We start from the raw sequence: 26,098 nt of genomic DNA, 5'->3' as shown, positions 1-26,098 counted from the left end.
GCGTACGGCGTGCGCGACGACCGGCAAGGGGGCCTTCGGCCCGCGGCGCCCGGGACCGCTGCAACGGCGAGGGGCCGCACGTGGTGGGTTGGCTGCCGCTCCCCCTACGCGGCTTCGCGGACACGTGCGGGCGCCTGCCCGTCCTCGATCTCTGCCTGTGGGCCGCAGGCGTGTCGCTGCGGCCCGACTCGCTCAGAAGGGTTCGGCGGCTCGCAGGAGGTCCGGCGGAAGGTAGCTGGACTCGACGCGGATGGCCCAGCCCCGGCGGCGGGCGTGGCAGGCCAGCGCCAGGATGTCGAGGTTGACCGAGGCATCCGGATCGTCGGCGCGGTCGGCGACCGCGTAGTGGGCGCGGTGGGTTTCGAGGGCGTCGGCCAGGGCGAGGTTGAAGCTCTCCTCGTCGCCCTCCACGAGCTGGGACAGCAGCACGGCCGGCGGCATGGCGAAGCCCCAGTCCGCGGCCTTCTCGGCCTGCCGGAGCGCCCGTTGCACGGCCTGTTCGGGCTCGGTGCCCGTCAGGTAGGCGTGCAGGGCTTCGCGGTAGGCGCTGAAGGCGGAACCGTCCGGGCGGGCGAAGGCCGGGCCCGTGAGGACCAGCGGGGCGAGATCCTCGCGTGCTCCGGTGATCAGGGCGAAGGCGACGGCCTTCTGCCAGTTGTGGGCGCCGGCTCCTTCGCTCCGCTCGGCCGGGTAGCGCAGCGTACGGCCGTCGACGGTCACCTCGACCTCGGTTCCCGGCTCGGCGAGGGCGATGCGGAACAGGGCCGCTCCCGCCCGGGAGGCCAGCCGCAGGCGGGCGAGCTGGGCGTCCGTGAGATCGCCGGGATCTCCCGCACGCCACTTGAACATGCGTTCCTGGTCACCCATGACGCTTGCGAGCCGCCAGACGGCGAGGGGTTCTCCGTCGACGGCGGTGAACGCCTCCTCGACGTGCTTCTCGTACATGGCCTCGGTCCGCGGGTGCACGTCCCGTTCGCAGGCCGGCCGCTCGACGACCAGCGGGCCCGCGGCGAGCGCGGCGACCGCGTCCGGCCGCCGGTCGCGGCCGAACGCCGCGACCCGTGGTCCGCGGGTCTCGAAGCCGGTGACCAGCGCGTGCGGGAGGTAGTCGCTGCGGACGGCCGGGGCCCAGCCCAGCGTCCGGTAGGCGAGAGCGGCGAGGGCGATGGGGACGAGCGGGAGAAGGGTCTTCGGGGAGTTCGTGGACCCGTGCCCGGCGGCGTGCTCGGCCAGGAGGCCGGCCAGCGCGGTGTCGAAGGCCTCCCGGTCCGCGGCGGCCAGGGCGCGCAGCGTGCGCAGCGCCGCGGTGCCGGGCCGCTCCAGGAGGAGTTCGCCGGTCTCCTCGGCGCGGGTGCGGATGCGGTCGAGGGCCGCGTCGACGGCGGCGAGCTTGGCCTGCGTGCTCGGCGGGTACTCCGCGTCGTCACCGGTGTCGTCCAGGACCACGGCCATCAGCCCGGTGGCGAGCTCGCCGAGGGGCGTGGCCCGCGCCCGCGCGGCGAACTTGGCCCGGGCGAAGTGGAAGGCCTCGCCGTGCCACGTGGCCTTGTCCCTGAGCACGGCGAGGCAGAGCGCGTCGATCCACTCCCCTGGCGTGACGCTCTCCTCGGGATGGTCCTCCCCCGGGTCGTAGCTCATGCCGAAGTTCACGTAATCCAGGAAGATCTGAAAGCTGCAGTGCGGGTGGTAGGCGGCGTAGGCGACGGCGCCGGCCGCGGCTTCGGAGGCGTCCTTGAGAGCTGCCCTGGCCTCCGGGGTGTCGAGGTCGGGGGCCGCGACGGAGAGGGCGCCCAGGTAGTCGAGGAACTCGTCGGCGATCGACTGCCATTCGTAGGTGGTCATCCGGCCGCCCCTCGACATGGACCGCACCTGCCCCCCGATACGGTTCGTGAAGTCCTCGCGAGCCGCCGACACGGCCGCCTCGCCCACCTGGTGACGCTCTATTCGCACTGCCCCGCTCCTTGATCGATCTGGTCCCAGCCTATGTGCGGGGTCCGACAGCCGGAGCCGGGCGTCGTGGCGGCGCAGTGACCACGTGGAAACGTCGATCAGCTCTTGAGTTGTCTGTCGATCACGAAAGCCATCTCCCGCAGAATGCTGTCCGACTCCCCGGTCGACTCGCCAGGATCCATCACCCGACGGAGCTCGACAACCACGTTATAACGCCGGAAGTCCAGCCGGCTGATCTGTCGGATTTCCTTATCCGACAGAATATCCTGGGTACTGGGGATCGATGTGCCGACCGTCGCGTCATCCCCAATTCCTGGCTCGTAATGGTGAAAGAGGGTCTGACCGCTCTGGACGTCATACCCCTTCTTCAATTTGTCCAGGAGCTCAGCAGCCTCTCCACGATCCCCGTGCCTGCTGACGATAATAGAAACCTCAGCTTTTTGCGATCTGCTCGTCCAGGAGCAAGAAGTGATTTCGGGCCCGATTTCCGGCGGCTCGCCTTCTTTTGCGTCGGGTACCCATCTCCTGAAATTCGGGTTCTGCCAGATCGTGCCACAGACGTACGGCGGCGACGAGAATTTACGATCATCCAGTGCGCGCTTCGTGACGTATGCCGCGACAACTGCCAGGACCAGGACGATGGCGGTGATCCGGGCTGCACGCCACAACTGTTCTTTCGACGGACGCCGTCTCGGGCGGTGGCTGTAGGTGTGCACCCCACCATGGACGATGCCTGCTTGGATCACCGGGCCATGGAAATCTCCATCCTCGATCTTGTTGTGCACTTCCTTCCTCGACACGAGCGGTGAAGCTTCGTGTGGTGTCTGCTCATCCGTCAACCTGGCCCCCGTGCCCCGACCAAAGCGAAGTGATACCCCTGAACTATGGGGGTGTCTGCGCCAGATCGTCTACGGGATCTTTGGGCTACGTGTGCGAGAAGCGGGCCAGGGGCGCGTTCTGGGCGAAGAAGGTCTTGGCGCGCAGGAGGGCGGCCTCGTCGGTGAGGACCTGGCCGGGGTGCGTGCCGTTGCCGAGCAGGACGCCGCCGAAGCGCATACCCATGTAGGCCGCGGTGTGGTGCAGAGTGAGGACCAGCGGCTCGGCCAGCTCCTGCTCACGGTGTGCCATGGCGGTGACGCCCCACAGGGTGCGGCCGGCCATCTTCTCCCGGAAGCCGGGGTCGGGGGTGCGCAGCCACTTGCTCCAGTAGTCCAGGTAGCGCTTCGTGGCGGCGGAGACGGAGTACCAGTACAGCGGGGAGGCGATCACTATGTCGGTGGCGGCGGCCGTCGCCTCGCGCAGCAGCGTCTCGTCTCCCTCCTCCACCGGACCGGCGTCCGTGTCGTGGCGCTCGTCGCGGAAGTCGGGCAGGTGGAGCCCGGTGAGGTCCAGCCAGCGCTGTTCCACGTCGGCCGGGAGCTGGTCCGCGGCCGCCCGGGCGAGCAGCTCGGTGTTGCCGCCCGTGCGGGCGCTGCCGAGCAGGAAGAGGAACGAACGGGTCATGGTCTGCTCCAGGGGTGCGGCGGGTCGGTCCCACCTGTCCAACCCGGGCCGTCCGGCGGGCATTCCGGCGGCGCGGCGCCCGGCTCCGATCCGCGCCGCCGCCCCCACGGCCAACGCAGCGCCGCTCAGGGGTACTTCGCCGCCACGACATGAACGTACGCGCGCAGCTCAGCGGCCGTCGACGGGCGATGGGGCGTGCACTCGTCGGCGTGGCGCGGCCGGTACGGCAGTCGTACCGGGAAGATGAGGGTGCCTCGACGCCGACCATGGGAGAGGGTTACGCGGTGACGACGCTGGCCTGGCGGAGATCTCGTCGACCGGACGGTCGGCGGGCGCGGGTGGGAACAGGCCGGTCATGAGTCCGGCGAGCTCTCTTGACCCGAAGCTGTTCGACGAGACGGTGGCGGCGGTCGCGCTGTTCGCCGGCCCCGAGCACCGACTGGTCTACCAGAACGCGGCCTGCTGCGGGATGCTCGGTGCACGGCCCCTGGGGCTGCCCGCCAGGGAGGCGTTCAGCGAACCGGATGCCGCGGAGTTCATGACCGTACTGGACGACGTCGTCGCCACCGGCCGGCCGCGCCAGATCCTGGAGTCACGTGAACCGGACCCCGGCGCCGCGGAACAGGCCAGGTACTTCGTCTACTCCTGCACGCCCGTCACCCTGCCCGACGGGCCCGGCGCCATGGTCGTCGCGATGGACACCACGGCCGAGACCATGGCGCTCCAGCGCTACGAGGCGCTGGTGTCGGCCGTGTCGCAGATGGTGTGGGTCGTGCGTGCGGACGGCTCCGCGGAGGAGGTCGTCCCCGGCTGGCAGGAGCTGACCGGTTCGCCCTGGAACGGCTGGATGGACGAGGACTGGTACGCCCACATCCATCCGCGGGATCGCGAGGGACTCGGCCGTGCCTGGCATGCCGCCGCCGACCAGGAACCTCCGGGGGTCATGGAGGCCACGTTCCGGGTGCGGACCGCCGACGGCTCCTATCGCCATGTGTCGACCCGCTGCGTGCCCATCCTGCGTCACGGCCACGCCGAGGAGTGGGTGGCCGCGACGGACGACGTCGAGGAGACATGGCGTGCCATGCTGCGTGAACACGTTCTCGCGCGAGTGGCGGAGGTCGCCGCAGGCAGTCTCGAAGAGGTTTTCGCGGCGGTCGTGCGGACGGTCGTGCCCGAACTCGCCGACTCCTGCGTGATTCTGCTGCTGTCCCACGAGGAATGGCCGCTGCCGGAGAACGCGAGCGTCACGGCCCGGCGGGTCGCCTCCGCGATCCGCCCGGGACTGCCGGCCGCCCCCGCTCTGCGGGGGCAGAGCGTCGCCGTCACGAGCACCGTGCGAAGGATGCTGGAGAGCCGGGTCCCGCGGACCTTCCGGCTCCCGCCCGCGGGTCGGTTCCCCGCCGGCCTGGTCCCGGCCGTCACCGAGCGTTGGCTGATCGCCGCGGGCGCCACCAGCCTGACACTCGTCCCGCTGGTCGTCGACGGGACCGTCCTCGGCTACGCCGCCACCAGCACCAACGGCGACACGCCGGTGCCCGGCCCCGAAGACGTCGAACTGCTGCGCAAAGTCCTGCACCTCGCGCAACGGCCCATCCACCGGGTCCTCGACCTGCAGCGCGCCCGGCGTATCGCCCTGCGCCTCCAGCGCGCCCATCTCATCGAGCCACCGACCGTGCCCGGCGCGTCGATGGCCGCCTGTTACGAGCCGGCCAGCTCGGCCAACGAGATCGGCGGCGACTGGTACGACGCCATCGTCCACTCCGACGGCACCCTGGCCCTCGACATCGGAGACGTCGCCGGCCACGACCTCAGCGCGGCGACCGCCATGGGCCAGTTGCGCAGCATGTGCCGCGGCCTCGCCTGGAACATGGGGCCCGAGTGCACGCCCGGAACCGTCCTGGCCATGCTCGACGACGCCGCCGACGGGCTGGCCATCGCCTCCTTCGCCACAGCCGTCCACTCCCATCTGCGACGAAGTCCCGACGGCACCTGGCGGATGGCGTGGTCCAACGCCGGGCACCCACCGCCCCTGCTCGTCCCCGCCCGGGGGACGCCCCGCTTCCTCACCGGCTCCGGTGAGGATCCCCCGCTGTGCGTCGACCCCAGAACCCGCCGCACCACCCACACCCGGACCCTCGCCCCCGGAGACACCGTCCTGTACTACACCGACGGCCTCATCGAAACGCCCGCCGCCTCCCTCGACGCGGGTCAGCAGCGTCTCCTGCGAGCCGCCGCCCATCACCGCGGCAAGCCCCTTCCCGAGCTGCTGCGCACCCTTCGGCAGCTCTCCGACGCCCGCGACGACACCGCCCTGATGGCCTTCCGTACCGACCCGGGCGGCTGACCTCGCCCGCCGGTCTGGAGGCTGCCGTCCGGGCAGGGCAGCGCCCGGCGTTCCCGGAGCCGTTGGTGAGGGTGGTGCCGTCGTGCTTCCGCGCCACCCGCGAAAACACTGCGATCTGATCCCTTGTCAGGAAGTGTGCGGTTGCCTACGTTTGTGCGGCGAGTCCTTGGCGCAGCGGGTCCACCGGCCCGCGTCGGCCATTTCCCGCTCCTCAGCGCACGACAAACCATGGAGGCCTCACATGCCCGTAGCCGTGCCGGAACTGCTGGAAGCCGACGGATTCCGCGACGCGGGTCCGCTGGAGATCGACGACGAGGCGATCGTGTTCGAGGACGACGACCGCGGCGACCGCGAGCACACCGCGTGCCTCTCCGACCCCTGGGTGACCGCCACCACCCGCTTCTCGTGTGACCTGAACTCGTAGCGGTGGCCGTCTCCATCGCCGGCCGCAGCGGTTGGTCCGACGAGACGTGGTCGTACCTGAACGATCCGCGGATGCCGGCGATGGAACACGGCTGGAAACTGCATGTCTCGGCGCGCCCGGGCAATCTCGACGCGGTGACCCGGCTCGTGCTGCCAGTGCTGTCCCGACATGTCTGCCACGCGAAGTTCGCCCGCGACCCGGAGACGCTGCGCCGGCTCAACTCCGGGGTGGTGAGCGCCGGAGCCGTCGGGAAGGCGATCACCGTCTATCCCCCGGCAGGCACGGTGGTCGAGATCGCCCGGGAACTCGCCGCCGTACTCCGTGACCGTGAGGGCCCGCAGGTCGTCAGCGACCGGCGGGTCGACCCGAGGGCCCCGGTCTACTACCGCTACGGCCCCTTCACGGGCGACTACCGGACCGGCCGCGCCGGGCGGCTCGAATCCGTCATGACCGGGCCGGACGGCCGGATCTTCGACGGCCTGGCCGTCGGCCGCTACCGGTGCCCACCGTGGGCCGAAGACCCCTTCGCGAGTGGTCGCGAACACGGTGACGAGCCGTCCGCGCCCGGCTTCGGCGGCGGACGCTACACGGTCACCGCCGGCATCGCACGTGCGGCCCAGGGCAACGTCTACCGCGCGGTGGACCGTGCTCTCGGGCGGCCGGTGGTGGTCAAACAGGCGAGGGCCTTCGTGGGCGAGGACGAAACCGGTACGGACGCCCGCCACCGGCTGCGCAACGAGCGCGGGGTCCTCACCGCGCTCGACGGTGTGACGGGCGTGCCCCGCGCCCTGGACTACTTCGCGCACCGGACGGACGAGTACCTGGTGATGAGCAGTTGCGGCAACCGGGACCTGCGCAGGGAGGTGCTGCGGAACGGCCCCTACCGGGACGACGACACCCGGCCGGCGCGCGCCCTGTCCGTGCTCGCCACCCGGCTCCTGCGCGTCCTGGACGCGATCCACGGCCGGAACGTGGTCGTGCGCGACCTCAAGCCCGACAACGTCGTGCTCGACGACTCGGGCCACTGCCACGTGATCGACTTCGGGATCAGCGAGTTGGACGGCGCCGGCCCGGGAGGGGCGACCCCCGGATACGGCGAGCCGGTTCTGCGCACGACCGGACCGGCCACTCCCGCCGACGACCACTACGCCCTCGGCGCAACCCTCTTCTTCGCCGCCACCGGCATGGATCCGGTGATCGTCGACAGCGACCACGAGGTCAACCGGGACAGGACCCTGGACTGCCTGGCCTGGGCGTTGCCCGGGCACGCCCACCGGGAGATCCGGTCGTCGATCACCGGCCTGCTGAGCTTCGACCCCGCCGTACGGACCGGCGCCGCCGACCGCCTGCGCACCGGCACGCCCGCAGCCGCGCGCCGGCCGGCGCGCCCCCGGCTCGACAGCGACCTGCTGGACGAACTCATCGAGCACACGACCGCGTTCTGCGTCGATGAAGCGCACGCGATCGTGGACCCGGTACGGGCCGCACAGCTGAACGTCCCCACCTCGATCGACGTCTACGGCGGCAGTTCGGGACTCGGGCTGGAGCTCCTCCACCATGCGCACCGGCCCCAAGTGCGCTCGGCGGTGGACGAGTTGGCGCGGTGGACGGCGCGACAGTCCAGGAACCTCCCACCCGGCTTCTACACGGGACGCACCGGCGTCGAACTCTTCCTCGCACAGGCCGGGTCGGAGACCGCGTCGGAGGCGGACGCGCGGCCTGGGTGTCCCGTCCTGCCGGACCGCGCACCGGACGGCGGACCGCCGGAGGCGGACCTGATCGCGGGCGCCGCCGGAATCGGCCTGGGCCGGCTGCTGCTCGCCCGACACGCTCTCCGGTCCGGTCGCCGACCCGCCGCGGACCGGCACCTCGCCGTCGCCGCCGCATGCGACCGGATGCTGGCGTCGGGCAGCGCCCGGCTGAGCCCGCCCGGGTCGGACACGGCCGGGAGCGCCGCGCTCCGCGAGGGCCTCGCGCACGGCGAGGCGGGCATCGCGTGCTTCCTACTCGAATACGGCGGCACGACCGGGGACCCGGACGCGGTCGGCCGCTCCGGGCAGGCCGCCGCGCGCTTGGCCGCCGTGACACCCGACATCATCGCGGCGGCCGCCGAACCGGGGGCGACACGCCGTTACGGCTCGTGGTGCCGGGGCCTGGCCGGCATCGGAACCGTACTCGTGCGGGCCGCCGGACACCTCGGCGAACCCGAGTACCTCCGCCTCGCCCAGCGGGCCGCCCGCGCCTGCGCCGCACTGGCACCACGGATGCCGCTCGTCACGCAGTGCTGCGGGCTGGCCGGCGTGGGCGACCTGATGGTGGACGTCGCGGAGGCCTCCGAGTCCGAGGAGTTCTGGGACGCGGCCGAGACCGTCGCCCTGCTCATCCTGAGCCGCAGTGGCGGCACTTGGTCGCGGCCCGTGTTCCCGGACACCGGCCTCGCACGGCCGAGCGCCACTTGGGCCGGTGGCTCCGCGGGCGTGCTGGCCTTCTTCCGACGGCTGCGCGACCGGGGCGGCCCCCGGCTCGGCCTCGCAGCCTGAACATCCGCCGTCGCCGCCATCGCCGGTCGCGAGTGCACACGCCGAGCCGCACGGGTCTCCGTCGTCTTCTAGGGTCTACGCATGACGAACGACACCGGGTCCGGCGGCTCGCTCTTCGAAGTCCTACGGGCGGACGCCCTCACCAGCCCTGACCAGTTGCGTGAGTTCTACGCACCGCCGAGCCCGCACTCGCTCCGCAAGGAGATCGGCCACCTGACCGAGGAGACCCGGGCGCTGATCGCTTGTTCCTCCCTGGTGTTCATCGGCAGTGCGGACGTCGAGGGCCGGGCGGACGTGACGCCGCGTGGCGGCCCGGCCGGATTCGTCTCGGTGCTGGACGAGCGGACCGTGGCGATCCCCGACGCGACCGGCAACAAGCGACTCGACACCATGCACAACGTGCTGCAGACCGGACGCGTCGGGCTGCTCTTCCTCATCCCGGGCCGCCCGACCACCCTGCGCGTCAACGGCCGCGCCTGCGTCTCGGCACGGCCCGAGCTGCTCGCCCGGCTCGCTCCCGTCGGAAAGCCGCCGGTCACGGCAATCGTGGTGGATGTCGAGCAGGTCTATCCGCACTGCCCGAAGTCACTGATGCGCGCCAACGCCTGGCAGCCCGAGCGGTGGATACCTGCCGACGCTCAGCCGACCAGCGCCGAGGTGACGCTGGCCCAGCTGAACCTGCCGGGCGTGACCGTCGAACAGATCGAGGAGGCCGAACGGGAGTCACTGCGCCTGCGCTTCGAGTGATCGCCTACTGGGAACGCTGTGGCGCAGTGGGGGTAGACCCCCGGAAAACAGGGATGTTGACCGGATGGGACGGCCGCTGACGAGCCACGAAGCTCTAGCCATGACGAAGAGCTTCCGCAACGCCTCACTCCTCGCCGCCACCGCCGTCGTCCTCGGCCTGCTCGCGCCGGTCACGTCGTCCGCCAGTGCCGGCGGGCCGCTGCACTGGGCGGGGTGTGAGGGCACCGGCCACGATCCCCGGCAGGAGTGCGCGACCCTCTCAGTGCCGCTGGACTACGCCGACCCGAACGGCCCGCGGATCGACCTGGCCCTGTCCCGTATCCGCAGCGAGAAGCCGTCGGCCCGCCGCGGCGCGCTGCTGCTCATCCCCGGCGGGCCGGGCGGCGACAGCCTCGACGACCCGTCCGGGAAAGGACAGAAGCTGCCCCAGGCCGTGCGGGACCAGTACGACCTGATCGGGTTCGCGCCCCGTGGCAACGCGCCCTCCACGGCCGTCGATTGCGGGGTCGACCACGGCGATCTCGCCCTGACGGCGCTGCGGCCCTGGCCCGCCGCCGACGGATCGGTCACCGGGAACATGGCCACCGCCCGGCGCATGGCGGACGCGTGCGCCCGCAACGGCGGCGCGCTGATACGACACATCAGCACGGTCGACAACGCCCGTGACGTCGACCGTATCCGGGCCGCGCTGGGCGAGCGCCGTCTGTCGGTGTGGGGCGTGTCGTACGGGACGTACGTCGGCGCGGTCTACGCCCAGCTGTTCCCGCGGCGCACGGACCGCGTCGTCCTCGACAGCAGCGGCAACCCCGATCCGGTCAGGGCGGAGCGCGCCTGGCTCGCCGCGTTCGAGGTGGGCGTCGAGGACGACTTCCCCGTGTTCGCCAAGTGGGCGTCCACACCCGGCAATCGGTACCGGCTGGCCGACACGGCCGCCGAGGTGCGCCCCCTCTTCCTCCGCCTCGCCGCCCAACTGGACCGCGCCCCGATCCCCTGGCCCGGCGCCAACCCGGCCGAGTTGAACGGCAACGTCCTGCGCCAGACCATGCTGAACAGCTTCTACGACCCCGACGACTACACCGGTCTGGCCCAGCTGATCCTGGCCGCACGCAAGGGCACCGTCCCGCCCGCGCCGCAGTCGCCCCCGGACAGCGCGCTGCAGAACCTCACCGGCGTGGCCGCCGCCACCCTTTGCAACGACGTCACCTGGCCCCGCTCAACGAGCTTCTACCAGAAGGCCGTTGACGAGAGCCGCGCCAAGTACCCCCTGACCGCGGGCATGCCTCGCAACGCGATGGTCTGCGCCGCCTGGCCGTGGCGGCCGGAACAGGCACCGGTGCGGATCACCGACCGCGGACCGTCCGGCCGGATCATGCTTGTCCAGAACGAGCGCGACGTGGCGACCCCGCTGAGCGGCGCCCTCAAGCTCCGTGCCGCGCTGGGCCGCCGTGCCGTCATGGTCACCGTCGACTCCACCGGCCACGAGGCCTACCTGGCCAACGGCAACGCCTGCGGGGACGACACCGTCTCACGGTTCCTGGCCACCGGCCGACGGCCCGGGGCGGACGTCCACTGCGAGTGAGCACACCCGCCGCAGCGCCGGCCGGCGCGCGAGACGCCCAGGTCAGGCGATGTCACTGTTGGGGTCGGATGGCGGGTGTGCCCTGGTCATCTGTGATTCCTCGGTTCAGGGGCGGTGATCGTGTCGGAGAGGGGGCCGATGACGGTGTCGGCGACCCAGCGTGCGACGCCGGTCGGGTAGGGCGCGTCCAGTCCGAGCACGATGTGGCTGAACCCGCCGTCGAGTGCCGCTCGGATGGTGCGGCGGGTGCCGTCGGGCCGGTCGTACGAGACGGGCAGGACGATGGACCGAGTGATCTCGGCCGGGTTCCGGCCGATCTCGTCGCACAGCCGGTCCAGCGTGGCGCTGCGCTCGACGGCCCTGTCGATGCTGCCGCCGGGCATGTTCCACCGGTCCGCATGCCTGGCGACCACGCGCAGCGTCGGGGTGGCCTGGCCACCGATCAGGATCGGCGGGTGAGGATGCTGGACCGGTTTGGGACTGCAGAACGCGCCCGTCAACTGGTGGTACTCGCCCTGGAAGTCGAACGGTGCGGTCTCGGTCCAGAGTCTGCGGATGATCGTGCACGCCTCGGCGAGGCTCCCGACCGCGTGGGCGGCATCGTGGAAGGGGAGGCCGTGAGCCGAATACTCACGCCGGGCCAACGGCACGTCTGGGCGAGAGCCCGCGCCGATGCCGAACTCGAGCCGGCCGCCGGAGACGGCGTCGACGGTGGTGGCCATCTTGGCCAGCATGGCCGGCGGCCGGAACCTGTTGCTCGTGACCATCACGCCGAGCCGCAACCGTTCGGTTACGGCCGCGAGGGCGGACAGCAGCGTCCAGCCCTCGAAGGTGGGTCCGTTCGGGTCGCCGCCGAGCGGCATGAGGTGGTCGAACAGCCAGGCGTGCTCGATCCGTTCGATGCCGTCCGCTTCCCGCCAGACCCGCAGGACGTCGTCGTAGGCGACCTGCGCCGGGGCGGTCATGATGCCAAAACTGGGCGTGCCTGCCGGCACGGGGGTGTTGGTCACTTCGAGTCGATGATTCCCAGTGGGGCATCGGCCGCGGCCAGAGTCCGGCGGGCGGTGGGCCATGCGTCATGGTCGAGGCCCAGAGCGGTGCGCAGATACGCCAGAGTGATCTGCCGCACGAGCGCGACACGCTCGGGGCTTTCGTCGGTGGTGCGCGTGTCGTTGGCTCCCTGGATGCCACCGAGTCCGTGTTCCGCCCCGAACAGGGTCAGCAGATCGGTGGCGCCGGGGCTGAGCCGGTAGCCGTCGGTGAACCAGTCCGGACCGCGTACCGTCAGCGGGGACTGGTCGCGGTCGCCGGCGACCATGAGGCTGGGCGTCTTCAACTCGCTGAAATCGGGGCTCATGAACGGGAAGTGCTCGGTGGCGAGCGGGCTCAGGTCGGCGCCGCCGGTGCCGGGCAGGGACATCAGTACCGCGGCGCCGACGCGCGGGTCGGCCATGCTCTCGCCGGGAGTGCCGTCGGCGCCGACGACCCGTGCGCCCGCGAGGATGCTGGCGGTCTGCGCGCCCCAGGAATGTCCGGCGACCGCGATGCGGTCGTGGTCGACGCGGCCGGCCAACCCGGGCACGGCGGCTTCGATCGTGTCGAGCTGGTCGAGCACGGCGGTGAGGTCATCGGCGCGGATGCGCCAGATGAGCGGGGTGCGCGGATCGTCGGGGGCGAGGCCGAGGGCGTCGAGATGGGTGGGCTGGACGACGGCGAACCCGCGGGCGGCCCAGAAGCCGACCAGCGGCGCGTAGTCGTCCATGGTCAGGGCCATGCCATGGGAGAGGACGACGACGGGCACGTTGTCGCCGGTCGTCGGCGCTGTGATCCGTACCTCCAGGTCCTGGCCGCGGTCCCGGGCGGCCAGTGAGATCGGGTTGACGGAGATGACCGGGGTGGTGAAGTCGTTGCCGCCGTCGGCGGACGTGTTGTCGCTCACGAGACGCATGCCTTTCTCGGACGAGCCCAGTGGGCTCCGGCTGCGCGGCGTCTGGCAAAATGAGAATCCGGAGCGCCGCTCCGGATCACGATACGGAGCGCCGCTCCGCTTTGCAAGCAGGAGGTGTGCACGATGTCCACGGCCGACACGCCGTCAGCATCGGCAGGACGTAAGCGAGCCGACGTACGCCGCAACGAGCAGAAGCTCCTGGACGCGGCCGCGGCCGTTTTCGTCCGGATGGGGATCGATGCGCCCGTGCGGGAGATCGCCGCCGAATCTGGCCTCGGCATGGGCACGATCTACCGCCACTTCCCCACCAGGGCGGACCTGGTGGTAGCGGTCTTCCGGCATCAGGTCGACGCGCTCGCCGCCGCCGTCCACGCGGCGCCGACTGCCGACACGCCGTACGAGGTGCTGCGGCAGTGGGTCCACCAGTTCGCCGACTTCCTGGTCACCAAGCACGGCCTCGCCGAGGCGCTGCACTCGGACCAAGCGGGATTCGAGAGCCTGCACAACGAGTTCGTCGAGCGTCTGCAGCCCGTGCTCGACCGGCTGTTGAAGGAGTCCGCCGCCGCCGGATACACGCGCTCCGACGTACGGGCCTACGACTTCATGCTCGCCATCGGCAACCTGTGCATCGGAGTGGAGAACTTCCCCGACTACCAGGCCCGCCGCATGATCGACCTGCTGCTCGCCGGCCTCGCCCGGACCGCCCCGGCATCGACCGGCGACGAGCCGAAACAGCATCGCCGCTAGTACTGCGACGGTGCTTGTCGTGACGGGTGGCCAGGTCAGGGGCTGTGTCCGCGGTGTTTGCAGTGGCTGGTGCGGGCCTGGTGCTGTCGTCGTCGGCGCCAGGTCGACCAGTGCAGGATGTGCTGCGCGGGTGTGGGCCGGCGGTCGGTGAGTCGCGTGATCAGCCGTCGTATCTCGGCGAGGCTGAGGTGGACGAGCGGGGAGGATCCGTGAGTGCTGGGCCGGGCCGGACCGTGGTCGCCCTCTACGAGGGCACGGAGTCGGCGGGCGAGGTGGCGCCGTTCATGTCCCGCCGGGTCGACTGACCCCGGCCCCGCCCAGCCGCCCGACGGCCCGAACTCCCGTGCAGGTGGCCAGCGTTCCGGGATCCCCACCCGACCACGACCACGGACCGCCCGCGTCAGACGAAGACCGAGATCAGCAGGGCCATCAGCAGCCCGCAGACGCTGACGAGGGTCTGGATCGCGGTGTGCGACTTCGTCGCCTGGCCGAGGGTCATGCCGAAGGACTCCTTGACCAGCCAGAAGCCGGCGTGGTTCACGTAGTTGAGACCGATCGAGCCCGCGCCGATCGCGACGACCAGCAAGGAGTTCTGCACGCCTCCGTCGCCCGCCATGGGGGCGAGGATGCCGGTCGCGGCGACGATGCCGACCGTCGCCGAACCGGTGGAGAAGGACAGGACCAGGGCGATCAGCCAGCCCAGCAGCAGGAGGTTGAGGTGCGCGCCGGTGGCGGCCGACTCGACGGCCTTGCCGATCCCGGTGTCCTCCAGCACCTGGTTGAACGCGCCGCCGCCCGCGATGATCAGCAGGATTCCGGCCACGGACTTGATGGCCCCGGTCAGCGACTCGCGCACCTTCTCCGGCGCGTGCCCGCTGCGGTAGCCGAGGGCGAACAGCGCGAACAGGAAACCGGCGAACATAGCGATCACCGGCTCGCCCGTGAAGGTGAGCACGTGCCGCACCGGACTCGATCCGGCGAGCGCCAGCTCGGCGACGGTGCGCAGCAGCATCAGCACCACCGGCACCAGCACCGACGCCAGGGCCCAGCCCAGGGCGACACCGCCGGTCCGCCCGGCGCCCGCCGCGCCCGGTCGCGCGGCGCCGTCCGCCGCGGACGACGTGTCCGCGTCCTCGGCCGGCGCCCTGCCGGTGAACTGCGCGACGAGTTCCCGGTCGGGGTGCACGGCCAGGCGCGGCGCGATCCAGCGGCCGTACAACGGGCCGGAGACCACGATGGTGGGCACCGCGCAGACCAGGCCGACCAGGATGGTGGTGCCGAGGTCGGCGTGCAGCCCCTGGACGCCGATGAGCGGGCCGGGGTGCGGCGGCACCATGCCGTGCAGCGTGCACAGCGCCGCGATGGTGGGGGCGGCCAGGTAGACATGGGCCGAGCCCTTGATCCGGCCGTCGGCCTGGAGCCTGCGCGCGACGCTGAAGATCAGCGGCAGCAGCACGATCAGACCGACCTCGAAGAACATCGGGATGCCGATGACGAACGCGGCCCCGGCCATGTACCAGGGCAGCGAGCGGGTTCCGGCGCGGTCCACGATCACGCCCGCGATCCGTTCGGTGGCGCCGGAGTCGGCCAGCAGACGGCCCAGCATCGCGCCGAACGCCAGGGTGATGCCGACGTTGCCGAGGATGTCCCCGGCGCCCTTCTCCACCGAGTCCGCGATCTGTTCGGTGGACAGGCCCGCCACGAGGGCCACGCCGATCGACACCACCATCAGCGCCACGAAGGGGTGGAACCTCAGCCGTGAGTTGATCAGCAGCACCAGGACGCCGATCGCCGCCGCGAGGGTGGCCAGCAGCAGCCACGCGTGCCCCGTCACGGCCGCCGCCCGGCGGCCACGGCAGTACGGCGCACGAGGTGTGCGGGGCGTACCGGGCGTAGGGAGGCTGTGGCCGCCGGGAGGGGGCGGCGATGGGGGCCGGTGCCGGTGCGTGCGGTGCCGACGCGCCACGCTGCGCGCGGTATGAGCATGTGTTCTCCTGCGGTTGTGGCTCGTGCCGCGACGCCGCCGGCGACCCGGCGGGCGCCGGACCGGTTCGGCCCGGCCGCGCCCCGTGGGGGCGTCCCGGTCGCGTCGCATGTGTCCCAGCCGGGAAGCTATGCGCCGGACCCGGCGGCTTTGAAGCATGCGCGCGTTACCCGCGAAACCGCCTTTCCGCGAGTTGTGCGCATTGTGCTCAGCGCTCGGCGGGGGAGCTACCGTAGGGCCGGTGAGACCCGCCCCGCCCCCGTCCGCCGCCGGCCGTCCTCAAGGACCGCCGGCGCGTCGGCGGCGCCGAGTCTGGCGGCGGCCGCGGCTGCGCACCCGTACGGTGCTGTTGCAGTGCGCGGTGGTCACCCTGGTGGTGAGCACCGCCTTCGGCGCCTTCGCGTACGACAGCGAGCAGCGCCTCACCCGCGAGTACCAGCAGCGGGCCCTCGCCGTCGCCCGGACCGTGGCCGGCGAGCCCGCCGTGCGCGCGGACGCGGACCGGTGGTCGGCCGCCGCCGAGCGGCCCGGCGGCGGCGCCGCACACGTGTCCCGCGCCGTTCTGGCGGGCAGCCCGCTCAACGCGCGCGCCGAGGAGGTGCGGCGCGCGGCCGGCGCGCTGTTCGTCGTCGTCACCGACGACCGCGGCACCCGGCTGACCCACCCCGACCCCGCGCAGCTGGGCCGCCCGGTGAGCACCGACCCGTCGGTCGCGCTCTCCGGGCACGAGGAGCTGGCCCGCCACCACGCCCACCTCGGCGAGGAGGTGGTCGCCAAGGTCCCGGTGCGCGCCCCGGGCTCCCGCGAGGTGGTCGGCGAGGCGAACGTGGGCGTGTCCGCCGCGGCCGTGCAGGCCGCGCAGACGCGGGTCCTGCTCAGCGGCGTGGGCTGGCTCGTCGCGGCGCTGCTGGTCGGTCTCGCCGCGTCCGTGCTGCTGGCCCAGCGCTGGAAGCGGCTCACCCTCGGTCTCGAACCGGAGGAGCTGGCCACGCTGGTGCAGGAGCACGAGGCCGTGCTGCACGGCATCGGCGAGGGCGTCCTCGCGCTGGACGCCGGGGACCGGGTGACGGTCGCCAACGACGAGGTGCGCAGACTGCTCGGCGTGGACGCGGCGCCCGGCACACCCCTCGCCGAGCTGGGTCTGACCCCGCGGGTGCGCGCGGTGCTGCGCAGGCCCGCCGCCGGGCGCGCGGTGATGGCCGTCGTCCGCGAGCGGGTCCTGGTGGTGTCGGCGCGGACCGTGCGGCGCGAGGGACGCCGGCTCGGCACACTCCTCACCGTCCAGGACCGAACGGCGGTGGAGTCGCTGACCCGGCAGCTCGACGCCGTACGGACCATGAGCGGTGCGCTGCGGGCGCAGCGGCACGAGTTCGCCAACCGGCTGCACGTGCTCTTCGGGCTGCTGCGCTCAGGGCAGCCGGCCGAGGCCACGGGCTACCTGGAGGCCCTGCTCGGCTCGGGGCCGCTGGGCGAGACCCTGCCGGACTTCGACGACAAGGCCCTGCGGGACTCCTCGCTGCGCGCCTTCCTGTCCGCCAAGGCGGCCGCGGCGCGGGAGCGCGAGGTGACGCTGGTGCTGGGCGGCGGCACCTGGGTGCGCCGGACCGTCACCTCGCCCGTCGACGTGACCACGGTCCTCGGCAACCTGGTGGACAACGCCGTCGACGCCGCGCGGTCGGGACGCCGCGTTCCGCGCCGGGTGGAGGTCGAACTCATCGGTTTGGAGGGGGAGTTGCTGATCACGGTGGCCGACAGCGGGGACGGGGTGGACCCGGCGCGGCGCGCGGACCTGTTCGACGAGGGGGTCTCCACGAAGGAGCCGGACTCCGCCGCCCCGACCGGGCGCGGCATCGGGCTTCCCCTTGCCCGCCAGGTCGCCCGCGCCCGCGGCGGCGACCTCCGGCTGACGGACCCGGGCGCGCCGCCGCAGGCCGGGACGGGCGACGCGGCGACGGCTGCCGGCCCTGGCACGGTCGGCGGTGCGGCCGGCGAACCGGACGACCGGGTCACCGGCGGGGCCGTCTTCGTGGCGCGTCTGCCCGGCGTGCTCGCGGACGACGAGGACGCTCCCGGGACCGGGGGCGGCCCCGACGTGTCGCCCTCCCGTGCGGGCAGCGGTTCGGGGACGCCCGACGGAACCGCGCCGATCCCCCACCCCGGCCCCGGCCCCAGCACCAGCACCAGCACCAGCACCGCGACCAATACCGCGACCGGAACCAGGAGCGGCACCGGAGCCGGGACCGGGACCCGTGCGGGGGCGGGCGCCCCCCGGATCCCCTCCCCCGCCCGTCCCGACGTCCCTCCGGAGTGCGCCACGTGAGCCCCGGTCCTGCGTCCGCGTCCGCCGGTCCGGGGCGGCCGCTCTCCGTCCTGGTCGTCGACGACGACTTCCGGGTCGCCGGTCTGCACGCCGACGTCGTGGCGCAGACGCCGGGCTGCGCGGTCGCCGGCACGGCGCACTCGGCCGGTGCGGCGCTCGCGCTCCTGGAGCGGGCCGAGTCCCCGATCGACCTCGCGCTCGTGGACCTGTACCTGCCGGACCGGCCGGGGCTGGAGCTGCTGCGCGCGCTGCCCTGCGACACGTTCGTGCTCAGCGCGGCGGCCGAGGGGCGTACGGTGCGTTCGGCTCTGGTGGCGGGCGCGCTGGCGTATCTGATCAAGCCGTTCCCGCCGGACGAGCTGGGCCGGCGGCTGCGCGGCTATGTGCGCTACCGGCAGCTGACCGACGCGGACACCGTGGACCAGCGGACTCTGGACGACGCGCTCGCCGCCCTGCGCGAGAGCGGGGACGGCGGTCGCCGGACCCCCACCGCCGCGCACACCGTGACCCGGGAACTGGTGCTCCGCGCGGTCCGGGAGGCGGCCGGGCCGCTGTCCGCCGGTGAGGTCGCCGCGATGGTCGGCATCTCCCGCGCCACCGCGCAGCGGTATCTGGCCGACATGGTCGGCCGCGGCGCGCTGCGGATGCGCCTGCGCTACGGGGTGGCGGGGCGGCCGGAGCAGGAGTACCGCGAGCCCTGAGGCGCCGACGGGGCCGAGCGGTCCCCGTCAGGCCTCTCCTCTGGAACAGGCCGGGCGGTTCCTCGCGGGGCGCCGACCCCGTCCCGACCGGCGTCGCCCCCTTCCCGACCGGCGTCGCCCCCCTTCCCGACCGGCGCCGGGCCCGCCCTGCCGGCGGGTCTAGCCGCGCGAGACGTGGCGGGTCGTGCGCCTGTCGGGAGGGGACCTCAACCTCGTCGGAGAAGAAGCGTCACCAGGGGATCTCGCCCTCGTCGGAGAAGAAGCGGCCCGTCGGGCCGTCGTCCGGGACGGTGGCCAGGCGGATCGCGGAGACCGCGCCCTGCTGCGCCGTGCGCACCCCCTGGAAGGCGTTGAGGTCGGTGGCCGTGTAGCCGGGGCAGACGGCGTTGATCAGGATGTTCGTGTCGGCCAGCTCCTTGGCGTACTGCACGGTGACGGCGTTGAGGAACGTCTTCGACGGCGCGTAGGCTGCGGAGATCGGGCCTGTCTCGGCGCCGGGCGTGCTCTGCAGCGTGAGGGAGCCGACGCTGCTGGAGACGTTCACAATGCGCGGCGACGGGGAGCGCAACAGCAGCGGCAGCAGGGCGTTGGTGACGCGGATGACGCCGATGACGTTGGTCTCCACGGCCGCCCGCACCCGGTCCGGATCGACCTTGGTGGGTTCCTGCGGGCCGCCGCCGGTGATGCCCGCGTTGTTGACCAGTACGTCGAGCCGTCCGGCCCGCTCCTCGATCAACCGGGCCGCCGCGCTCACGCTCGCGTCGTCCGTCACGTCCAGCGGCACCCCGAACGCGTCGAGCCCGGCCGCGCGCAGCTTCGCCACGGCGGCCTCGCGCCGCGCCTCGTCCCGCGCACCGACCCCGACCTTCCAGCCGAGGGCACCCAGCCCGGCGGCGATCTCGTACCCGATGCCCTTGTTGGCACCGGTCACCAGCACGACCTTCCGGTCACCGGCCTGTCCGTCGATCTGTTCGCCGACGATGTTCGTCTCGTTCGTTTCGCTCATGCCTCCGATGGTTCTCCCGCACCCCGCGGCGGGTCCAAGACCGATCGGGTGGGCGGCGATACCGGCCGGGTATCACCCCTGCTCGGCCGGGTTAGGCTGGCGGGGTGGAGACACGTGAGCTGCGGTACTTCGTGGCGGTCGCCGAGGAACTGCACTTCGGCCGGGCCGCGCAGCGGCTCGGGATCGCCCAGCCCCCGCTGTCGCGGGCGATCGCCGGACTGGAACGGCGCCTGGGTGCCGCCCTCCTGGAGCGCGGCGCCCGGGGCGTCACGCTGACCGGGGCAGGGGCGGTGCTGCTGCGGGAGGCCCGGGCCGCGCTGGACGCCGTCGAGGCGGCCGAGCGGCGCACCCGCCGGGCCGCCCTCGCCGGGACCGGCCGCCCCGCCGTGGTCCTGGCCGCGAAGGCCGGCGCCTCCAGTGAACTGCTGGCCAAGCTCCTCGACGCCTACGCGGCCGAACCCGGCGCGGTCGCCGTGGACGTGCTCCTGTGCGGGCCGGGCGAGCAGGCGCAGGTGCTGCGCGACGGCCGGGCCGATGTGGCGCTGCTGCACCGGCCGTTCGACGACACGGGCGGATTCGACACCGAGGAACTGCACACCGAGGGCCAGGTCGTGATCCTCCCGTCGGGTCATCCGCTCGGCACGCGCACGGAGTTGCGGCTCGCCGAGATCGCCGGTCTGCCGGACCTGCCCCTGCCCCGCTGGCCCCGGGCCGACGGCACGTTCCCGGACGGTCCCGGTCCGCAGGTGCGCGACCACACCCAACTCACCCAGCTCATCGCCCTCGGCCGGGCCTGCGCGATCGTCCCGGAGACGGGCCGCGCCGGCCTGGGAGAGGGCCTGACCGCCGTGCCGGTCGTCGACGCGCCGCGCGTCACGACGGTCATCGCCTGGCCCCCGCACAGCCGCTCCACGGCGGTCGCGCGTCTGGTCCGCGTGGCGACGGCGCTGTGAACGCCGCCCCGCCGGAGCGGACGCACGGAACCGGGTCGCTCCAACCTGCTTCACCTGTGGGCGAGTTGCTCGATGAAGCTCGGTGCGGGCCTTCTCGGGACCGGTCACCCCGGTCCCGAGAGGGCCCTGCCTCGCCGTGTGGTACCGGGACCGCCGTCAGGGAGCCGTGCCGCCGGCTGCGGCGCCGGCCGCGATGACCTTGCGGTTGATCTCCCTCACCTGGTCGGGATAGACCTTCAGGACCGCCCGGTCGTAGGTCACCAGACCGTTGAGTTCACCCTCGACGTCGCTGATCTGGGTGAAGACCGAGCCGGACAGAGTGGTGGACGCGTTCGCGAGGAGTTGACTCGTGTTGTCCACGTAGGTCTTGGTCATCTCCGCGATGTCGGTGGGGCCGTCACCGTAGTCCTGGCCGCCCGCGACGCCGGCGATGTGCCCGGGGATCGTCAGCGAGTAGCCGCCGTGCTCTCCGTCGACGGCGGCACGGGTGGAGTCGGGCGCCGGGTTCGCCGGTCCGTGGTAGAGGTGGAAGTCGATGACGTCACCGCGGCCGGAATCACCCTTGGAGGCACAGCAGTTGACGCCCGAGTGCGCGTCGACCAGACGCGAGGGGTCCTGCTTCCTCACCGAGTCGGCGAGATCACCGGTGGACTGCTTGCTCTGTTCGCCCCAGCCCTCGTTCATCATGGTCCACATGACGACGGAGGGACTGCTGATGTGCTGGTCCACGATCTCGTGGACCTCCTTGTCGAACTCCGCGTTGCTCGCGGCGCCGGCGGAGTCGGTGTTGCGGCTGGGCATGTCCTGCCAGACCATCAGCCCGAGCTTGTCGGCCCAGTAGTACCAGCGGGCGGGTTCCACCTTGATGTGCTTGCGCACCGCGTTGAAGCCCAGCTGCTTGTGCAGTTGCAGGTCGGACTTGAGCGCGGCGTCCGTCGGGGCCGTGTACACGCCGTCGGGCCAGAAGCCCTGGTCCAGAGTGGCCAGGAGGAAGGTGGGCTTGCCGTTGAGCTCGATCTTGTTCACCCCGCCGACCCGGGCGACCGATATCGATCGCATGCCGAAGTAGGAGCCCACGCTGTCGTGCGAGCGGCCGTCGGCCAGGGTGACCTTCAGGTCGTAGAGGAACGGGTGGTCCGGGCTCCACAGTTCGGGGTGGGGAATGCGCAGCCGCAGCGGGACGCCCGCCGCGCCGGTGACGGAACCGACGCGTTCGCCGCCGTCGAACGCGGTTGCGGTCACCCGGGCCGAGGACTTCGTCCCGGCGCTGGGGCGCACGGTGACCGACAGGGAGTCGTCCTTGAGGTCGGGCGTGAGGACCAGCGAGTCGACGCTCTCCTCGGGAACCGGCTCCATCCAGACGGTCTGCCAGATACCCGAGGTGGGGGTGTACCAGATGCCGCTCGGGTCGAGCGACTGCTTGCCGGTCGCCTGCTGGGAGGGGTCGGTGAGGTCCTTGACCTTCAACATGACGGTCTGGTCGCCGCGGCGCGTGACGGCGTCCGTGATGTCCGCCGTGAACGCCTGGTAGCCGCCGGTGTGATGGGCCACCTGTTTGCCGTTGACGTACACCCAGGCCTCGTAGTCGACGGCCCCGAAGTTCAGGTGCAGACGGTTGCCCGACCCGACCCGCCAGGAGGCCGGCACCTTGAACGTGCGCTGGTACAGCGACCAGTCGTGGTGCTCGGCGACGCCGGACAGCGGCGCCTCCATCGGGTAGGGGACGAGGATCTTGCCGCTCAGTCCGCTCGTGGGCAGCGGGGCGTCCTGCGTCGTTCCCTGGAACTGCCAGGTGCCGTTGAGGTTGGCCCACTGCCTGCGCGTCTGCTGCGGACGCGGGTAGTCGGGCAGCGCGTTGGACGGCGAGACGTCCTTGGCCCACTTGGTGGCGAAGTACCAGGTGGAGTTGTTCTGCGCGAGGCTGGAGAAGACGTCCAGCGGGCCGGTGGCGGTGTTCAGACCGCCCTGGCCGTCGTAACTGATGCGCACCTGGGACTTCATGGCCGCCGGGGTGTCCGAGGCCGCCGCGGTGAGGACCAGCTGGGAGTGATCGGCGGGGTCCGTGGTCACGGTCGGGTTCCAGCGGTGGCCACCGGCGATCACCGAGACGTGCTTCGTGACGTCCGCCGGTACGGAGCCCACCGCGGCGGGCAGCTGGACGACCGCCTTCCGCCCGGTGGAGTCCACGGTGCTGTGCAGGTCGAGGGGCGCGAAGCCGGCCGGCTGGTGCAGGGCGGAGTCGGGGACGGGCTGCCGGTCGATTCCCGGGCCCGACCACTCGGTCTGGATGTACGCTCCGCCGTTGCCCTGGTTGTAGTCGAAGGACAGCTGGTGCATGCCGGCCGTCAGCGTGATCGGCTGCGACGTGGTCTGCACGTCCCAGTCGGTCGTCCAGTGGTCGATGACGCTCGTCCCGTCGAGCGACATGCGGAAGCCGTTGTCGCCCTTGATGTAGAACGTGTAGGAACCACCGGTGGGTACGTCCAGCATGCCCGTCCAGTGCACGGCGTCGTTCAGGGTGGACCCGGCGCAGTCGCGCAGCGTCGGCAGGAGGTCCTTGACGTTGAGGGAGTGCTGGACGCCGGTGCTGCCGTAGGTGGCGAAGTCCAGCGACGTGCTGTCGGAGCTGAGGTAGCAGTCGCTGCGCAGTCCCTGCGGGGTGACGGTGGACGCCGCCTCGCTCGCCGGTTCGGCGTGGGCGGGGGAGGCCGGCGCGAGGAGTGCGCCGGCGAGCAGCAGCGGAGCCGCGGCCGCCAGTCTGCGCAGGAGTGCCATGGGGTGTCTTCCGGGACTCAAGGCGTTCTCACCTTTCGTTGGAGTGATGCGTCGGTCCGCCCGGCGCCTTCACGGCGCCGTTCGCAGACCCGGTGGGTTCGGCCGGCCGTCAGGCGCGCGGGCCGTCCGGCTGGGTGCGCCAGGCCAGCACGCCGCCGGAGAACCCGGCGCGCAGCCGCGCGGTGATGCGCAGTGCCGTGGTCGTGAGGGTGGGGAAGGAGAGCTGGTTGAACCGGTCGGCGGCGACGCCGTAGCCGGTGGCGCCGTCCACGGGGTGCCACCGGCCGTCCGTGGAGAGGTACTCCAGCCGCCAGGAGTCGGGGACGCGGCAGGCACCGTGGCCGGAGTCGTCGTACCAGTACACCGACACCGCGTTGACACGGACGGGTTCGGCGTAGCTGTACTGGATCCACTCCTCGGTGCCGGTGTGGTCCCACCACGTGAAGCGCGGAATCGTCTGGTCGTAGGAGCTCGACGGCTCGGCGACGGCGTTCATGAGCAGCGCCTGAGGACTGTCGACGCCGCTGAAGGAGGCGGTCACCGCCGCCCACGGGAGTGCCTTCCCGGCCGCGGAGGCGGTCGGGAAGGACGTGATGCGCAGCCGTGCGGCGGCCGCCGGGACGAGCGTGAGGTGTTCGACCGGTTCCGTGGTACGCGCCGGGCTCTGCTGCAGCGGAGCCACGACGTCCTGGTCGTCGCTCACCCAGCCGGTCAGACGCCGGCCCTTGGCCCGCATCACCACCGGAGTGCCGGAATGGGTGAAGGGGTCGGCGGCGCGGGCGCGGGTGCGTTCCACGGTGAAGGACCGCGCGGGTGCCTGCTGGTCCACTTCCAGTGCGTAGTTCCACGGCGAGGCGGGGCGCACCTCGTACTCCGGCCATGCGCCGCTGCCGCCGGACCGCTGCCACTTCTCCTCGATGCGCAGGGAGTAGGTGACGGGACCGTGGTGGACGGAGACCGAGTCCCCGTTGGCACCCCAGGTGCGCACCGTCGTACGCATCGGCAGCCGCAGCACGATCTGGTCGCGGTCGTGCCAACGGCGGTGGAGAACGAGGTGGCCGCCGCTGCGCCGGACGGGTACCGGACGCCCGCCCAGCCGGACCGAGGGCTCCTCGCACCAGCCCGGTACCCGCAGATAGAGCGGGAAGTCGACCGCACGCGGGGTGGACACCGTCAGCGTGACGGTGTCGTCGAAGGGGTAGTCGGTGCGCTCGGTCACGGTGACCGTCGTGCCGTCACCCACCCTGGCCCGCACGGAGGACTCGGCGTACAGGGAGGCGCACAGTCCGCCGTCGACGCTCGCGAGCCACATCTCCTCGGCGTAGTAGGGCCATCCCATGCCGTAGTTGTGGGGGCAGCAGCGGTACTGGTGGATGCCGGGCATGTACGCCTGCATGGCGAAGGAGTTGTTGAACTGGCCGTGTGACTTGGCAACGTTGTCGAGTTGGATGCTGTTGGCCGCCGTCACGTAGTGGGTGCCCTTCTGCCGTGGGTCGAAGGCGGCCGGCAGCGTGTTGACGGCCAGGTCCTCGCAGCGGTCGGCCCACAGGGTGTCACCGGTGATACGGGTGAGTATCTGGTGGCTGTGCATGTACTCGACGATTCCGCATGTCTCGAACCCCTGGCGCGGGTCGTGGTAGCCGGGGCGTGCGTTCTCGTCCGCGGCGAAGCCACCGCCGGGGAACTGCCCGTAGCTGCCCATGACGGTGTCGTAGACCCGGTGCGTGGCCGCGAGGAACGCGGGGTCGCCGGCGAGGACGCCGTACTGCGCGGGTTCGCGGAAGCCCTGGGCGAGGTTGACGTTGTGCCAGGTCGGGATCGTGTGGGTGTAGTCGGCGCTGTGGGTGTGCATCGTGCGGACCAGGTCCAGCAGCCAGTCGTCGCCCGTGCGGTTGTAGAGCCAGTAGGCGGTGTCGATGGTGTCTCCGACGCGTGCCGAGCCCCAGCCGCGCCCGAAGAGTGTGCCGGGCTGGGCGTGGAGGTACGTCAACCAGCCGGTCAGAGCCGGTACGACGCGGTCGTCGCCGCTGTACTCGTGCCAGGTGCGCAGCGCGTCCAGGACCGGCATGTGGGGCCAGAAGTCGGGTCCGCCGTCGAGGGAGGTGCGCAGGCCGGAGGGGCCGAAGAAGCCGTCGGGCTGCCGGGTGGCGAGGATGCGGTCGATCCAGGTGCGGGTGAGGTCGAGGGTACGGCTGTCCTGGGTGACGTAGCCCAGGTCGCCGAACCCTCTGAGCCAGTAGGGGAGTTCCTCCCAGCCGTCCCGCTCCGGGACGGCCCACCCGCTGGTCCTGTCGTCCAGGTAGTCGGACACCTCGGGCATGCGCCCGTTCAGGCCGTCGAGCTGGAGGTCGAGCTGGGTGCGCAGCCAGCCCTTCGGGGTGATGCTGCCGGGCGGCAGCCGCAGGAACGGATCCTGCCGCAACGGGGCGCGGTTGGCGGTGTAGTGGGGACCGGCGGCGGCGACCGGGCTCGGGGACGGGACGGCCTGCGCGGGTGCGGCGGTGCCGGTCAGGGCGGCGGCGCCGGCGACAGACATGGATCCGGTCAGGAACGTGCGGCGCTCCATAGGGTGTCCCT

Annotated in this window: 18 protein-coding genes; 9 read left to right on the top strand and 9 right to left on the bottom strand. The window is 72.1% G+C overall.

What is annotated here, in order from left to right; all coding sequences use genetic code 11:
* Positions 1 to 192: 192 nt before the first annotated feature.
* From BLW85_RS36945 to BLW85_RS36935, 3 genes are all read right to left on the bottom strand, one after another.
* On the bottom strand, positions 193 to 1,929 hold the full coding sequence (locus BLW85_RS36945) for an immunity 49 family protein (protein ID WP_074995809.1): 1,737 nt from the start codon (positions 1,927 to 1,929) through the stop codon (positions 193 to 195).
* A 119-nt stretch (positions 1,930 to 2,048) separates the two neighbouring features.
* Positions 2,049 to 2,735 (bottom strand): hypothetical protein, encoded by a 687-nt coding sequence (locus BLW85_RS38975; RefSeq protein WP_143060496.1) that lies wholly within the window; start codon positions 2,733 to 2,735, stop codon positions 2,049 to 2,051.
* 139 nt (positions 2,736 to 2,874) lie between these two features.
* Positions 2,875 to 3,453 (bottom strand): flavodoxin family protein, encoded by a 579-nt coding sequence (locus tag BLW85_RS36935; RefSeq protein ID WP_074995807.1) that lies wholly within the window; start codon positions 3,451 to 3,453, stop codon positions 2,875 to 2,877.
* Between the two features lie 355 nt (positions 3,454 to 3,808).
* Between BLW85_RS36935 and BLW85_RS36930 the strand changes: the two genes are divergently transcribed.
* From BLW85_RS36930 to BLW85_RS36910, 5 genes are all read left to right on the top strand, one after another.
* Entirely contained in the window at positions 3,809 to 5,797 is a 1,989-nt protein-coding gene (locus BLW85_RS36930) for a SpoIIE family protein phosphatase (protein ID WP_074995806.1), read from the top strand.
* A 241-nt stretch (positions 5,798 to 6,038) separates the two neighbouring features.
* Positions 6,039 to 6,221: an SflA family class IV lanthipeptide gene (locus tag BLW85_RS36925; RefSeq protein ID WP_070025813.1), complete on the top strand. Its 183-nt coding sequence runs from the start codon at positions 6,039 to 6,041 to the stop codon at positions 6,219 to 6,221.
* 2 nt (positions 6,222 to 6,223) lie between these two features.
* On the top strand, positions 6,224 to 8,761 hold the full coding sequence (gene lanL / locus BLW85_RS36920; RefSeq protein WP_074995805.1) for a class IV lanthionine synthetase LanL: 2,538 nt from the start codon (positions 6,224 to 6,226) through the stop codon (positions 8,759 to 8,761).
* 81 nt (positions 8,762 to 8,842) lie between these two features.
* Positions 8,843 to 9,508, top strand: a complete 666-nt coding sequence (locus tag BLW85_RS36915; RefSeq protein ID WP_070025815.1) for an MSMEG_1061 family FMN-dependent PPOX-type flavoprotein — start codon at positions 8,843 to 8,845, stop codon at positions 9,506 to 9,508.
* Between the two features lie 100 nt (positions 9,509 to 9,608).
* Positions 9,609 to 11,087 carry an alpha/beta hydrolase gene (locus tag BLW85_RS36910; protein WP_074995804.1) on the top strand — a complete coding sequence of 493 codons (1,479 nt, stop codon included), beginning with the start codon at positions 9,609 to 9,611 and terminating at the stop codon, positions 11,085 to 11,087.
* Between the two features lie 86 nt (positions 11,088 to 11,173).
* Here BLW85_RS36910 and BLW85_RS36905 read toward each other — a convergent pair whose 3' ends face one another.
* Together BLW85_RS36905 and BLW85_RS36900 are read right to left on the bottom strand one after the other, a co-directional pair.
* Positions 11,174 to 12,052, bottom strand: coding sequence for an LLM class flavin-dependent oxidoreductase (locus BLW85_RS36905; RefSeq protein ID WP_074995803.1), 879 nt, complete (start codon positions 12,050 to 12,052; stop codon positions 11,174 to 11,176).
* A 41-nt stretch (positions 12,053 to 12,093) separates the two neighbouring features.
* Positions 12,094 to 13,035 carry an alpha/beta hydrolase family protein gene (locus tag BLW85_RS36900; protein ID WP_074995802.1) on the bottom strand — a complete coding sequence of 314 codons (942 nt, stop codon included), beginning with the start codon at positions 13,033 to 13,035 and terminating at the stop codon, positions 12,094 to 12,096.
* A 123-nt stretch (positions 13,036 to 13,158) separates the two neighbouring features.
* On the opposite strand from BLW85_RS36900, the gene BLW85_RS36895 reads away from it, so the two are divergent.
* Positions 13,159 to 13,782: a TetR/AcrR family transcriptional regulator gene (locus BLW85_RS36895; protein ID WP_074995801.1), complete on the top strand. Its 624-nt coding sequence runs from the start codon at positions 13,159 to 13,161 to the stop codon at positions 13,780 to 13,782.
* A gap of 400 nt (positions 13,783 to 14,182) precedes the next feature.
* Here the strand turns inward: BLW85_RS36895 and BLW85_RS36885 are convergent, their stop codons facing one another.
* A complete protein-coding gene (locus BLW85_RS36885) occupies positions 14,183 to 15,616 on the bottom strand; it encodes a GntP family permease (protein ID WP_070025820.1) in 1,434 nt (477 codons plus the stop codon).
* Between the two features lie 391 nt (positions 15,617 to 16,007).
* On the opposite strand from BLW85_RS36885, the gene BLW85_RS36880 reads away from it, so the two are divergent.
* Together BLW85_RS36880 and BLW85_RS36875 are read left to right on the top strand one after the other, a co-directional pair.
* Positions 16,008 to 18,086, top strand: a complete 2,079-nt coding sequence (locus BLW85_RS36880; RefSeq protein ID WP_244174992.1) for a sensor histidine kinase — start codon at positions 16,008 to 16,010, stop codon at positions 18,084 to 18,086.
* A complete protein-coding gene (locus tag BLW85_RS36875) occupies positions 18,083 to 18,787 on the top strand; it encodes a response regulator transcription factor (protein ID WP_074995798.1) in 705 nt (234 codons plus the stop codon). The genes BLW85_RS36880 and BLW85_RS36875 overlap by 4 nt, the downstream gene beginning before the upstream one ends.
* Positions 18,788 to 19,016: 229 nt before the next feature.
* On the opposite strand, the gene BLW85_RS36870 is transcribed toward BLW85_RS36875, so the two are convergent.
* Complete coding sequence (locus BLW85_RS36870) at positions 19,017 to 19,793, bottom strand: SDR family NAD(P)-dependent oxidoreductase (protein WP_074995797.1); 777 nt, start codon at positions 19,791 to 19,793, stop codon at positions 19,017 to 19,019.
* A 104-nt stretch (positions 19,794 to 19,897) separates the two neighbouring features.
* On the opposite strand from BLW85_RS36870, the gene BLW85_RS36865 reads away from it, so the two are divergent.
* Positions 19,898 to 20,746 carry a LysR family transcriptional regulator gene (locus BLW85_RS36865; RefSeq protein ID WP_074995796.1) on the top strand — a complete coding sequence of 283 codons (849 nt, stop codon included), beginning with the start codon at positions 19,898 to 19,900 and terminating at the stop codon, positions 20,744 to 20,746.
* A gap of 156 nt (positions 20,747 to 20,902) precedes the next feature.
* Here BLW85_RS36865 and BLW85_RS36860 read toward each other — a convergent pair whose 3' ends face one another.
* Complete coding sequence (locus BLW85_RS36860; RefSeq protein ID WP_074995795.1) at positions 20,903 to 23,542, bottom strand: glycoside hydrolase family 2; 2,640 nt, start codon at positions 23,540 to 23,542, stop codon at positions 20,903 to 20,905.
* A gap of 88 nt (positions 23,543 to 23,630) precedes the next feature.
* The gene (locus tag BLW85_RS36855) at positions 23,631 to 26,087 is read right to left on the bottom strand and encodes a beta-L-arabinofuranosidase domain-containing protein (RefSeq protein ID WP_074995794.1); all 2,457 of its coding nucleotides are present in this window, start codon (positions 26,085 to 26,087) and stop codon (positions 23,631 to 23,633) included.
* Between the last annotated feature and the right edge of the window lie 11 nt (positions 26,088 to 26,098).

The organism is Streptomyces misionensis (assembly GCF_900104815.1).
GTDB classification, from domain to species: Bacteria; Actinomycetota; Actinomycetes; order Streptomycetales; family Streptomycetaceae; genus Streptomyces; species Streptomyces misionensis.
This window is presented reverse-complemented; position numbering and strand designations above follow the sequence as displayed.